The 11,908-nt window shown below is 46.5% G+C and carries 13 protein-coding genes; 5 read left to right on the top strand and 8 right to left on the bottom strand.

The features are described from left to right. Positions 1 to 15 precede the first annotated feature (15 nt). Positions 16 to 300 (bottom strand): helix-turn-helix domain-containing protein, encoded by a 285-nt coding sequence (locus QVO97_RS09015; RefSeq protein WP_022360005.1) that lies wholly within the window; start codon positions 298 to 300, stop codon positions 16 to 18. Between the two features lie 314 nt (positions 301 to 614). On the opposite strand from QVO97_RS09015, the gene QVO97_RS09010 reads away from it, so the two are divergent. From QVO97_RS09010 to QVO97_RS08990, 5 genes are all read left to right on the top strand, one after another. Continuing rightward, complete coding sequence (locus QVO97_RS09010; RefSeq protein WP_022360004.1) at positions 615 to 1,937, top strand: sodium-dependent transporter; 1,323 nt, start codon at positions 615 to 617, stop codon at positions 1,935 to 1,937. Positions 1,938 to 2,421: 484 nt separating this feature from the next. Continuing rightward, positions 2,422 to 3,447, top strand: a complete 1,026-nt coding sequence (locus QVO97_RS09005; protein WP_022360003.1) for a methionine ABC transporter ATP-binding protein — start codon at positions 2,422 to 2,424, stop codon at positions 3,445 to 3,447. Continuing rightward, positions 3,444 to 4,112, top strand: coding sequence for a methionine ABC transporter permease (locus QVO97_RS09000; protein ID WP_022360002.1), 669 nt, complete (start codon positions 3,444 to 3,446; stop codon positions 4,110 to 4,112). Before QVO97_RS09005 ends, QVO97_RS09000 begins: the two co-directional genes overlap by 4 nt. Before the next feature lie 69 nt (positions 4,113 to 4,181). Continuing rightward, a complete protein-coding gene (locus QVO97_RS08995; protein ID WP_022360001.1) occupies positions 4,182 to 5,087 on the top strand; it encodes a MetQ/NlpA family ABC transporter substrate-binding protein in 906 nt (301 codons plus the stop codon). 47 nt (positions 5,088 to 5,134) lie between these two features. Next, positions 5,135 to 6,475, top strand: a complete 1,341-nt coding sequence (locus QVO97_RS08990; protein ID WP_022360000.1) for an amidohydrolase — start codon at positions 5,135 to 5,137, stop codon at positions 6,473 to 6,475. 31 nt (positions 6,476 to 6,506) lie between these two features. Here the strand turns inward: QVO97_RS08990 and QVO97_RS08985 are convergent, their stop codons facing one another. The 7 genes from QVO97_RS08985 to QVO97_RS08955 all read right to left on the bottom strand — a co-directional run bounded on the left by QVO97_RS08985 (position 6,507) and on the right by QVO97_RS08955 (position 11,889). Next, positions 6,507 to 7,163, bottom strand: coding sequence for an HD domain-containing protein (locus QVO97_RS08985; protein ID WP_022359999.1), 657 nt, complete (start codon positions 7,161 to 7,163; stop codon positions 6,507 to 6,509). Between the two features lie 284 nt (positions 7,164 to 7,447). Then, on the bottom strand, positions 7,448 to 7,987 hold the full coding sequence (locus tag QVO97_RS08980) for a hypothetical protein (protein ID WP_367950166.1): 540 nt from the start codon (positions 7,985 to 7,987) through the stop codon (positions 7,448 to 7,450). A 55-nt stretch (positions 7,988 to 8,042) separates the two neighbouring features. Next, positions 8,043 to 8,798 carry a TraX family protein gene (locus QVO97_RS08975; protein WP_022359997.1) on the bottom strand — a complete coding sequence of 252 codons (756 nt, stop codon included), beginning with the start codon at positions 8,796 to 8,798 and terminating at the stop codon, positions 8,043 to 8,045. Between the two features lie 18 nt (positions 8,799 to 8,816). After that, the gene (locus QVO97_RS08970; protein ID WP_022359996.1) at positions 8,817 to 9,650 is read right to left on the bottom strand and encodes a hypothetical protein; all 834 of its coding nucleotides are present in this window, start codon (positions 9,648 to 9,650) and stop codon (positions 8,817 to 8,819) included. Between the two features lie 108 nt (positions 9,651 to 9,758). Then, the gene (locus QVO97_RS08965; RefSeq protein WP_022359995.1) at positions 9,759 to 10,673 is read right to left on the bottom strand and encodes a hypothetical protein; all 915 of its coding nucleotides are present in this window, start codon (positions 10,671 to 10,673) and stop codon (positions 9,759 to 9,761) included. Between the two features lie 138 nt (positions 10,674 to 10,811). Continuing rightward, on the bottom strand, positions 10,812 to 11,243 hold the full coding sequence (locus QVO97_RS08960; protein WP_022359994.1) for an N-acetyltransferase: 432 nt from the start codon (positions 11,241 to 11,243) through the stop codon (positions 10,812 to 10,814). A gap of 181 nt (positions 11,244 to 11,424) precedes the next feature. Beyond that, positions 11,425 to 11,889, bottom strand: coding sequence for a nitroreductase family protein (locus QVO97_RS08955; RefSeq protein ID WP_022359993.1), 465 nt, complete (start codon positions 11,887 to 11,889; stop codon positions 11,425 to 11,427). Positions 11,890 to 11,908: the final 19 nt, after the last annotated feature.

Genomic DNA, 11,908 nt, shown 5'->3' with positions numbered 1-11,908 from the left:
CTCGGCGCACGCCTCTTATTCATCTACCAATGTAATCTGTACCCGTTTCCCCATCGCCGCTGCGATCTTTACCATAAAATCCAGCGACGGATTGTAGCTGCCGCTCTCGAAGCGGGTGATATTCGGCTGGGAAATCCCCGCCTTTCTGCCAAGCTCCGTCTGTGTCATGCCGTTTAACTTACGATTCTGCTTAAATCCCTCGATCGTCGCCTCCCGCGCCTCCTGCTGCCAGCGCTCCATCCACTGTCTGTATTCCGCATCCGTCTGAAACGTTTCCGGAATCCTGTTTGCGTTTTTCATTGTGCTACCTTCTCCTTTTCGAATCTGCTCTGCCGCGGCGCCACCCTCCCAAAGCCCGCCGCTGCCGTCCTCTATAGAATACCATCTTTCCACCCTATAAATCAAGGTATTTCCCTGTAACGGTCCACCGGCAGTTACTTTAGATCGCCTTTTCCCCTAAAACATACGATTCGCGCGCTCTGCCACTTGAAAGCAATGCCTCTCTTCTGGTATAATAGATGGACTTATGCAAACATCTGCCTGACCGCTTCCAATCGGCGGACTCCTAGATATTTGCGGCAAATCTTATATAATGTTTGAGGAGTTACAATTTCATGGAAAAAAGAGAATCTTTCAACAGTAAGTGGGGCTTCATCCTCGCCTGTATCGGATCGGCGGTCGGCATGGGAAATCTCTGGATGTTTCCCACCCGCGTCTCCCTGTACGGCGGCGGCTCGTTCCTGATCCCGTACTTTATCTTCGTCGCCCTGATCGGCTCCACGGGTGTCATCGGGGAAATGTGCCTGGGACGCGGCACCCGCTCCGGTCCAATCGACGCGTTCGGCGCTGCCTGCGAGACACGCGGCAGGCGCAAACTGGGTGACGCGCTCGGTTTCATCCCGGCAGCCGGTTCCCTCGCGATGGCGATCGGCTATACCGTCGTCATGGGCTGGATCCTAAAATATGCCATCGGAGCCTTTACCGGTGCCACGCTTGCCCCGGCCGACACAGACGGTTTTGCCTCTGCTTTCGGCTCGATGGCGTCCGCATTTGGAAACAATGGCTGGCAGCTTGCCGCCCTCTTCTTCTGCATTCTGATTCTGATGTTCGGCGTCGGAAGCGGAATCGAGAACGCCAACAAGCTGATGATGCCGGTATTCTTCATCCTGTTTGTCTTTTTAGGCATCTACGTGGCATTCCAGCCGGGTGCGATGCAGGGCTACCGCTACATTTTCCGCATCGATCCTGAGATCCTCGCAGACCCAAAAACATGGATTTTCGCACTGGGGCAGGCATTTTTCTCCCTGTCCGTCGCCGGAAATGGAACCTTAATCTATGGTTCCTACCTCTCCGATGAGGAAAACATCCCGGCATCTGCCGCGCGGGTTGCCCTGTTTGATACGATCGCCGCGATTCTCGCCGCCCTCGTCATCATCCCGGCAATGGCAACCACCGGTGCAAAACTTGATCAGGGTGGTCCGGGACTTCTCTTCATCTACCTCCCGAACCTCATCCGCTCAATGCCGGGCGGTACGTTGATCGCGATCATTTTCTTCGTAGCCGTTCTCTTCGCCGGGATGACCTCCCTGCTCAACCTCTACGAAGCACCGATCGCCACCGTCCAGGAAAAACTCCACCTTGGCCGCGTCCCTGCCTGCGCGGTTATCGGTATCATCGGAGCTGCCGTCTCCCTGTTAATCCAGGGCATCGTCTCCGACTGGATGGACGTTCTCTCCATCTACATCTGCCCCCTCGGTGCCGGACTCGCCGGAATCATGTTCTTCTGGGTATTCGGAAAAGACTATGCAGAAACGCAGGTCAACAAAGGCCGCGAAAAGAAATTTTCAAAATGGTTTGTACCGGTGTGCCGCTATATTTATATTCCGGTATGTGTGCTGGTATTAATATTAGGCATCGCATTGGGCGGTATTGGATGATATAAAAAAATGATTGACAAATCTCATTTACGCGCTATAATAAGAACTATCATTTAAAACCTACAAAACAAGTAGGAAATATATTTTTATAATCGTTTATGAATTTTAAGGAAAGGAGGAAACCATCATGAGAACATCTTATTCAGTTATGTCTGCTATGTGTTGTTGTATGGAGTGTATGTGCTGCTGTTGCTGTGACACTCTTACTTTTGTTGTGCAGACAGATAACTGGATGATATCTTCATGAGGTTTTTCTCATCTTGCTTTCACTGGAAAGTGGTAGATACGATCCAATTTAGGAGGTCTGGACAACCAGACCTCCTTTTTTGTACCCATTTATATTTCAGTATGCAAAATTAAATATTTATATTGCATCCAGATATATCATTCGTATAAAAAACACGACACATACAGAAGTCATTTTTCAGGAATTATCCCTTAAAAATGTGCTTCCCCAGATAAACAAAGTTAAAGGAGACCAGAAATGATTCGATTCGAACATTTAAGTAAAACATTCCAGACGAAAGACGGTGCATTTGAAGCACTGAAGGATGTGTCCTTCGAAATAGAAAAGGGCGATATCTACGGCGTCATCGGTTACAGCGGTGCCGGAAAATCCACCCTGATCCGAATGGTAAACGCCCTGGAAAGACCGACTTCCGGAAAGATTTTCGTTGAAGATAAGGACATTGGAAGCCTGAGCGCAAAAGAGCTTCGCAGCCTCCGAAAGGGAATCGGAATGATTTTCCAGCAGTTCAACCTCCTGGAATCCAAGACAATTTACGACAACGTCGCGATTGCCCTGAAACTAAACGGCACCCCCAAAAAAGACATCGAAACGCGTGTGAATGAGCTGCTGGAGTTCGTCGAACTTTCCGATAAGAAGTCCTACTATCCGGGACAGCTCTCCGGCGGACAGAAACAGCGCGTCGGTATCGCAAGGGCACTTGCAAATAATCCGTCGATTCTTCTCTGCGATGAGGCGACCAGCGCCCTCGACCCGAAAACGACTGATTCCATTCTCGATTTGCTAAAGAAGATTAATGAAACTCTTCATATTACAATTGTGATTATCACACATGAGATGAATGTCATCCAGAAAATCTGCAATAAAGTTGCCGTCATGGATTTCGGTAAAGTCGTAGAAACGGGCTCTGTCATCCAGGTTTTCTCAGACCCGCAGTCCGATATCGCCAAACGGTTTGTCGGCAATCTCATCCACGACGTTATTCCGGAACCGCTCGTCGAGAGCATCCGCCGGGAAACGAGGAACAGCCGCCTGCTCCGCATCAAGCTGGAAAATACAGACAGCACCGAGCCGCTTCTCTGGGATATCAACCGGCGGTTTGAGGTGGAAACCAACATTCTCTACTCCACCATCAACGTTATTCAGGGCATCGTCGTCGGCATCATGCTCGTTCTCTTCATCGGAAGCGACGAGGAAATCAAAAAAGCCGAGCGCTACATTCTCGAATCAAACGAAGAATATAAGGAGGTTGTATTACCATGATTCAGCAGTATTTAGGCATTTCGCCGGACAAACTCATCAAGGCCGGTTGGGAAACCCTGTATATGGTCGGTTTTTCCCTGATTATCGGTTCCATCGTCGGATTTTTCATCGCCATTGTCTTATGGCTGACCCGCAAAGGCGGGCTCAAGGAAAATCCATTGCTTTACACGATTTTAAACGGTTTCATCAACATCATCCGAAGCACACCGTTTATCATCCTTCTGGTATGTGTAATGCCCTTTACGAAAATCATCGTCGGCACCCGGATTGGTACCAGGGCGGCTATCGTGCCATTAGTTATCTATACCGCTCCATTTTTAGCAAGACTTCTTGAGACATCGCTTCTGGAAGTCGGCGGCGGCATCATCGAGGCAGCCCAGTCGATGGGAGCGACCACGTTCCAGATTATCGTTCATTTTGTACTTCCGGAAGCATTTGCTTCGGTTATCCTGGCTCTGACAACCGGCACCATCGCCCTCATCGGAGCAACTGCGATGGCTGGCTACATCGGAGGCGGCGGCATCGGAAACATCGCCCTGACCTACGGCTATCAGACCTTTAACTTTCCGCTGATGTTTGCGACCGTTTTCATCCTGATTGCATTTGTCTGGATCATCCAGAGTCTGGGAAACCGGCTATCACAGAAGAGACGGACACATCAGTAACTTATAACTTATTTCTATTGAAGAAACTGCTAATTTAAATACACTTAAAAGAAAAAGGAGAACTCAATTATGAAAAATGTAAAAGCTTATGTAAGAACCACCCTGACCGCCGGTCTGATCCTCGCAGCTGCTGTTCTGGGAGGCTGCTCAAAGAGTAATGCTGGAAGCTCCGCTCCTGATACTGCCGCTGCTTCTTCCGGCACCGAATCTGCTGCTTCCGCCGATGCTTCTGATTCTAATAAGAAGGAGCTCAAATACGGAAAAGCTGCCGGTCCGTACACTGTCTTATTTGAGGATGCCATCAAACCAATTCTGGAAAAAGAGGGCTATACACTCACCGAGGTTGATTTCTCTGACCTTCTCCAGAATGACCTTGCTTTAAATGACGGCGAGATCGATTTCAATGTAGAGCAGCATACCGCTTATGCCGAAAATTTCAACGAAGCCCAGAAGGGTAATCTGGTCCCGATTTCCCCGATTCCTACCGTTCCGGCTGCCATCTTTTCTGCCACCGAAACCTCTCTGGACGCCATTCAAGACGGTGCCAAAGTAGCCGTTCCGGACGATGCCGCCAACACAGCCCGCGCTTATGTTCTCTTACAGAAAGCCGGATGGATCACCTTAAACCCGGATGTGGATCTCTCCACTGTCACCCAGGCAGACATCACGGAAAACCCTTACAACATCGAATTTACCGAAATGAACTCCACCAATATTCCAGCTGTTTTAGATGACTTTGATTATGCGGTTATCACCGGAAGTATTGTATACAATGCAGGAATCGATCCATCCACTGCCCTTCTTCAGGAAGACATTCTGCCGCATCTGATTCTGCAGGTCGTTGTAAAAGAGGAAAATAAAGATGCTCAGTGGGCAAAAGATATCGTTGCTGCTTACCACTCCGATGAATTCAAAGAATATTTAGACAAGAATAACAATGGTTTATGGTTTGTTCCGGAGGAACTGTTTAACTAATAGGAAACAGCATCGGAAGGCACCAGCAGGAAACAGGAGGATTTCATATGGCTCTCATTTTAGATAAAACCGAACAGAAAATTGTCGATATCATCGACGCACACCGCAACGAGATCATCTCATTCGCCAAAGATATCTACACCCATGCAGAGCTGGGTTATAAAGAATACAGAACTGCAGAAAAATTTGCTTCTTTCATGAAAAATCTGGGTCTTGAGACAAAGGAAGGACTGGCTGTCACCGGTGTCAAAGCCTACTTAAATGAAGAAGAGAAAACGAATGTAAGTCTGGCTCTCATCGGGGAACTGGATGCGCTCCGCATCCCGGAACATAAATATGCCAATCCGGAGACTCAGGGAGCTCATTGCTGCGGACATCATGCCCAGCTGGCCGGTGTCATCGGTGCAGCCCTGGCTCTGACCAATGAAGATGTAAAAAAAGAGCTGGACGGACAGGTTGTATTCTTCGCCGTACCGGCAGAGGAATATGGTGAGATTGAATTTAAAAACTCCCTGACTGCCCAGGGAAAAATCAAATACGGCGGCGGAAAATGTGAACTCATCCGCGTCGGTGCTTTTGATGACATTGACCTGGATATCGTCCACCACACCGGAGACAAGGATATCAGCATTGGTTCTCACTCCAACAACGGTTTCGTCTCCAAGGTCATTCGTTATAAGGGACTGGCTGCCCACGCAGCCGGTGCCCCGCATCTGGGAGTCAATGCATTAAATGCAGCCTCCCTCGGACTTTCCGCCCTGGCTTACCAGCGCGAAACCTTCCGGGATGATGACCATGTCCGGATTCATCCCATTATCACAAAAGGCGGTAATCTCGTCAATGTAGTACCAGATGAGGTGGTAATCGAAACTCTGGTACGTGCCGCCAACAAGGATGCCATCGCAGATGCTGCTGCCAAAACAGACCGCGCCTTCAAAGCCGGTGCCATCGCCGTCGGTGCTTCCTGCGAAATCACCACTATGCCCGGATATCTTCCGGCTCTGAGTGAAAAGGCCGATGAATCAGTCCTGGCAGCCGCTGAGATTGCCGCACAAACCAGTGAAAAAGATTACCAGATCGTCCAGGAAGATACCCACGCCTACAGCGGCGGTTCCACCGATGTGGGGGATGTACAGCATCTGCAGCCGGTCCTTACCTTCAACACCGGCGGTAAAGTAAGCGGCCTCCACTCCGTTGATTTCGATATCGTGGATGAGGAACTTGCCTATGTGGTCACTGCAAAAATCTTCGCCCTCTCCGCTTACCGCCTGCTTCGGGACGGGGCTGTGAAAGCAAAAGAGATTGTAGCGAATTATCAGCCCATCTTTACCAAAGAGGAGTATATCAAATATATGGATTCCTTTATTAGGACGGAGACGTATCAGTAAGATAACAGAAAAGAAGGACGGGAGGTACTTTTTACAGCACCTTCCGTCCATTTACAGTCAACTTAAAGGTCGTTCCCAGTATCTCCGCCGACTTCCGGCAAAGCATCATTCTTCCCAGGAAAATCTCAAAATAATCATACATGGAACATATCTTTTCATCTACCTGAAGATTCAGGGCAATAACTGAACGATCCTTTTCAATCTTAAGTTTGGACTCTGTTACCGCATAATTCACACGGTCGTGTATATCAAAAGCGGCTCTCTCTTTTTCACGGACACGGCTTCTTCGTACATCCGTCTTATCAGCGATAATCAAAGCCGCAGATATCACATCCTCCGGACCTCCGGTGGATTCATCATGATTGCCGATAGCCGACATGATCGTAATCCGGTCATCCAGCGGCATATCCATCTCCTTCAGTAAAGAATTTGCCAGAAGGGCCCCGTACTCCGCATGATGGGTGCGGTTGATGGCATTGCCGATATCATGCATATATCCGGCTATCTTTACCAGCTCTATCTCATGGTCTGAATATCCGAACCGCTCCAGTATCTTTCCTGCCTGACGCGCCACCTGCACGCAGTGAGCCTGGGAATGATCGGTATACCCAAGCTGTCCCAGATTTTCATCACCTTTCTTTAAATAGGCATTAATTTCTTCATTTTTACATATTTCCTTAAATGTCAAACTTGTCTCTCCTTTTAAATTTCAAAAACGCCATCGGCATTCCTTCTGCGGGATACGAAACAAATAGGTAACCCCGCCCAAATCAATACCTGCTCTCGGAAAGCTCCCCCGGGAAGCTTTCCAGATCAGAATAACAAATTTAAAAAAGTGCAACTATCTAATTTATGTAAAATTCATAAGTATCTATGTAAAATAAAAGCATCTTCAGAGCTGAATCTGGGTATTCCAAATTCAGCTCTGAAGATGCTTTGAGTCCTCTATTCTTCCTTTTTTTTTCATCTGCTTCAGCAGTTCTTCCGATACTCCGTCCAGCAGATAATTCTTATGTCCGCTTCTCCCTGGCTGCTTCCGCCTTTTTGTGCGGCACCGGCAGCTGACTCCTTCCGGCGTGCGGCAGTCTCACCGTAGACACCGGCTCCGTGGGAACAGAAGACCGAGCCGCTTGGGTTTGCCAAATCCGCATCCGGATCGTAGCCGGCTGCTTCGATGACCTCTTCCTCATTATGGCAGGGTCCATATCCATCCAGGGTACAGACAAGCTGTCCTAAGCCGCTGGTATAAGCCGTTACTTCTGTCTGATATCCATCTAGGGATGAAACCGGTGCACGACCGGTAAGTATCGCCTGTCCATCCTCCAGAACCGGTCCTTCAAAAACCGCAAACCGGCGTTCCAGATCCGTCATTGCACGTCCTACCATCTTGTCCGGTATCGTCAGATGAAATGCATAAAATGGCTCCAAAAGCATCGAATGTGCCTGCATCAGGCCATGACGGATAGCCCGGTAAACCGACTGACGGAAATAACCGCCATTCAAGGTATTCACAGGCAATTTTACTACCTGTTATGATACCATGAATGGTGGGGATTGTAAAATTTTATCATCGGTTGATGAAATTCAGTACCACCACAAGCAGCAGCATATGAACTGGATAAAATGCATAACAGAGATACTGGAATGGTTTACTGTGGTAGCCCTGTCTGCCGCGGTACAGCCAGATGGGGATCAATGCCAGAAGCGCAAGCCCCTGCTGGCACAGTTCAAATTCCATGCCAAAGAGCTGAACCGGATACATCAGACCGCCCAGCAGTTCCACATTCAGCCAGTATAGGGCAGCCAGCTGTCCCAAGAAGCACCACCATTTCCGCCCATGGAGGAAATAGAACACAAATACCGTCAGAACACCGACCCCGTAGTAATCCACCATGCAAAGAGTTCCCAGTACCAGACCTGCCAGCACAACCAAAACGCACACCAGCAGATACATCCAGGTTTTTCCTTTTTTCCGTACCTGTTCCATAAGCCAGACACCTAAAAGGCCCAACAGGAATGTCCAGAGGACATTCTGGTGAACCGGATAAAACCAGGTACCGCCGTACATCAAATCAAAGGGAATTTCTGAAAGCACTGCAAACAGCAGCATCCGAAGGATGTACTTTTTAAAGCTTCTGGTGTGGAAGTACCCCTCCACCGCCATAAAAGCGAAGATAGGAAATGCCACTCTTCCGGCACAGGTAAGCCACTCCCTAGCAGGAAGAAGCGTCGCCCAAAGGTGATCCATCAGCATAAGTGTCATGGCGATGATATGCAGGACAGCTGCAGTAAGTTCAAAGTTTTTTGAAGCAGATGAATCCATTCAGTTCTTGTTCCTTTCCTATTGCATTTCTATCGTATAATTATAGCTGTATGTGTGAACATAAAGCATATTGTCCTGAGGCACCAGAAGATCCGGCTGTTTTTTCAGCTCCAGGCTTGCAATAACCTCGCCGGTGTGAAGGTTGAGCTGATAAAGATAATCCTTTTCCGAGGTAAAACCATACCCGCAGATAATAACGTCCTTTTTTACAATAAAATTCATGGTGTTGCAGGTCTGATCCCCACTTCGCCAAAGAAGCTTGTTATTTTCCAGATCATAGGCAAACATAAAGCAGCTATCCGGCTGTGCGTAACCATTTGTCACACTGATGCCATAAAAGATATCATCCAGGAGGCAGGCATTATTGCCGTTGATATACCATTTATCCGTTGGATACTCCAGCACATACAGACAATTTCCGGAAATATTTTCATAAATATACAGCGCATCCCCGGACCAGATATACTGATATTCGTCATCATAGAAATTATTCCATTCCTTTCCGACCATAGGAAGGGATAACTGTTTGCTTTCATACCATTCGTTCGCAAAATCGATTCCATTTTCCTCTTCCGACACAATTTTTAACGTTAACGGTGAAACTGCATCTCCCTTCGGATGAATCTCCCCAACTCCGGATAAGTCAATGGTGATATACTTAGTTTCAGGAGCCGCATTTTCCCCTTCCCCTGCATCCTCATTTTGAATCAATACGGACTCCTCACCGGTCTCCCGGACACTTTCTGCAACACTTGACTCATTTTGCATCGTATAATCCATGTCCTTCTTGCCACAGCCAGCCAGGGTAAGCAAACAAGTCCACACAATCATAAAAGTTAGAAGTTTTTTCATATATATCCATTCCTCTATGCTCAAAAAGATGTTATCACTTTGGATGAACTTTCTTCTGAGCCATTTCTATTTGAACACGTTGAGAAGTTACCTTAACTTATCTCTATATCAAAACATGCCCGGCAGTTTCGCCGCCAGGAATAATCCAGCACCAAATGAGAGCAGATTGGCCACAAAGGAATACAGGATATAATATGCATCCTCCTTTTTCTTTTCTGATAGCCTCTTAAGAATTGTGCAATACAACACTGCCTCCAGAGCAAATACAATCAGCTCAAAAAGTACATAGAAAAATGTAAATGCAAGAGGGCCGGAATTATAATTAATCACATTGAGCAGCACATTTAAGATAATTTGCGTAATAATGTTGACAACAGCCAGAATCAACAGCTGTTTTTTCTGTCTGAAACCAAACAGCAGCGCCACCAGCATTTCGATTAAAATAGTAAGGACGATCCTTGCCCCAAGAGCCAGCATCTCCTGCCGGTAATTATACGAACGGTAGGCCTCAATCCGCTCATTGGTACTCAAATCATCATTGTATTCCACCGAACCGATATCCACACCATCCATATCCACTGTATAATACGTATCAAATGCATAACGAGCATAAATTCCACTGGATACAAAGGTTTCCGTTTCCGGATAATACAGAAGAATTTTAAAATCATCCGGCGGATAATAGGTCCATGCAAGCTCTTTGCTTTCACTTACCTTCCAGCTCCGCTGCAGAAAATAGTATCCATCCGGATCCTTGTAATTCACAAAGATCTCCCAGATATCAGGATCCATGTACTCTTTCTGGGCACTCTCCGTTCTTCCATCCCAGGCACTTGCCGGACCGGTAGATTTCTCCTTCGACAGCAAAGTTCCATAACAGAGCTCATCCCCCATATGCTCAAACTGAATCCGAACAGAGGCCTTTGGTCCCATATCGGCATTGGCTGTCATCGGAAATGCTGAAACTGCCATTATCATACACAAAAGCATTATAAAAACAAGACTGTATTTTCTATTTTTCATATCGAAAGCCTCCCTTCAGATATTTTTATTCTGGTGAAGAATCTCTTCGGTATTCTTGCTGCAAAATACTACATCCGATGGGAATCATCTTCCATCTTGTAAACAAACAGGCGGTTCATCCCCTCCTGCCATGGGTATTCAAATTCCAAACGATTCCCAATTCATCACATATTCTTTTTCTCCTGTGAATTCGTCCATCCCTTCACTCTGAATAGTAAATCCTTCTCGTTGATAAAAAGACATTGCCCTGACATTCTTCTGGTATACCTTTAACTGTAATCTGTCTTTTTTATCCTTGATGTAATCCAACAATATTTTACCTATGCCACGTGACTGCATTTCATCAGAAACAAAAATACCTTCTATATATTCATCATTTATTCCTATAAAGCCTTGAATCATTTTATCATCTTCATACACATAAACCTCCGCCTGTGGCAGCATTTCCTTCACGAATTCATAATTACTTATCCAGTATTGTTCAGAAATAAAAAAATGTGCTTTCAGATTAGTTGTCAACCATATATCAGCGACTCTGTTTATATCTACCTTCTGCAACTTTCTAATCATAACGATTATTCTCCATCCAACCTGATTATAACACGATTAACTCATTACGATTTACCTATCTGTACTCAATAATTTCTTCGAAAGGTTTCCTTGGTCTTTTGGCCGGAGCTTCGTCGGCAAAGCCAACCGCAACAATTCCTGTCAACTGGCTGTCTGTTCCGATAAAATCCATCAGCTCATTTTAGGCAAAACAAGTATTGGCAATCCATAAGGTGCCCAATCCATATCCCGTTGCTGTCAGAATCATATTTTCAATCGCCGCACCTATGGACAGTGAATCACATATTTCAACAATTCGCTTTTCATTTTCAATGCTTGCAAATGGAGTATGCTGGTTGGTATTAAGCACTGCTATAAGGCATGGGACCTCCTGCATGATTCTAACGGTATTCTCAGCATCCGGTATGGCAAATGCCCATTCCGGCATAAGTTCATGGGTCATTTTTTCTGAATTTATACCATGACGCATGACATCAACCAGTTTATCTTTTTCTTTCCCCTGATATACAATAAATTTCCAAGGCTGCCTGTTTTTAGCAGATGGTGCAAGGGAAGCGCTGTATATGATCTCGTCAATTAACTTCCTTTCGATCTCATCTGGCTTATATTTTCTTATACTTCTTCTATTCTCAATTTCACGTATCATAGATTTCTCTCTCCTTTAG

The organism is Clostridium sp. CAG:43 (genome assembly GCF_000434655.1).
GTDB lineage: Bacteria > Bacillota > Clostridia > Lachnospirales > Lachnospiraceae > Otoolea > Otoolea fessa.
Note: the sequence above shows the minus strand (reverse complement) of the source record. Positions and strands in the feature narration are given on the sequence as shown.

Coding starts and splice junctions, on each gene's coding strand:
- QVO97_RS09015 (WP_022360005.1), bottom strand. CDS start 300: ATGAAAAACGCAAACAGGATTCCGGAAACGTTTCAGACGGATGCGGAA.
- QVO97_RS09010 (WP_022360004.1), top strand. CDS start 615: ATGGAAAAAAGAGAATCTTTCAACAGTAAGTGGGGCTTCATCCTCGCC.
- QVO97_RS09005 (WP_022360003.1), top strand. CDS start 2,422: ATGATTCGATTCGAACATTTAAGTAAAACATTCCAGACGAAAGACGGT.
- QVO97_RS09000 (WP_022360002.1), top strand. CDS start 3,444: ATGATTCAGCAGTATTTAGGCATTTCGCCGGACAAACTCATCAAGGCC.
- QVO97_RS08995 (WP_022360001.1), top strand. CDS start 4,182: ATGAAAAATGTAAAAGCTTATGTAAGAACCACCCTGACCGCCGGTCTG.
- QVO97_RS08990 (WP_022360000.1), top strand. CDS start 5,135: ATGGCTCTCATTTTAGATAAAACCGAACAGAAAATTGTCGATATCATC.
- QVO97_RS08975 (WP_022359997.1), bottom strand. CDS start 8,798: ATGGATTCATCTGCTTCAAAAAACTTTGAACTTACTGCAGCTGTCCTG.
- QVO97_RS08970 (WP_022359996.1), bottom strand. CDS start 9,650: ATGAAAAAACTTCTAACTTTTATGATTGTGTGGACTTGTTTGCTTACC.
- QVO97_RS08965 (WP_022359995.1), bottom strand. CDS start 10,673: ATGAAAAATAGAAAATACAGTCTTGTTTTTATAATGCTTTTGTGTATG.
- QVO97_RS08960 (WP_022359994.1), bottom strand. CDS start 11,243: ATGATTAGAAAGTTGCAGAAGGTAGATATAAACAGAGTCGCTGATATA.
- QVO97_RS08955 (WP_022359993.1), bottom strand. CDS start 11,889: ATGATACGTGAAATTGAGAATAGAAGAAGTATAAGAAAATATAAGCCA.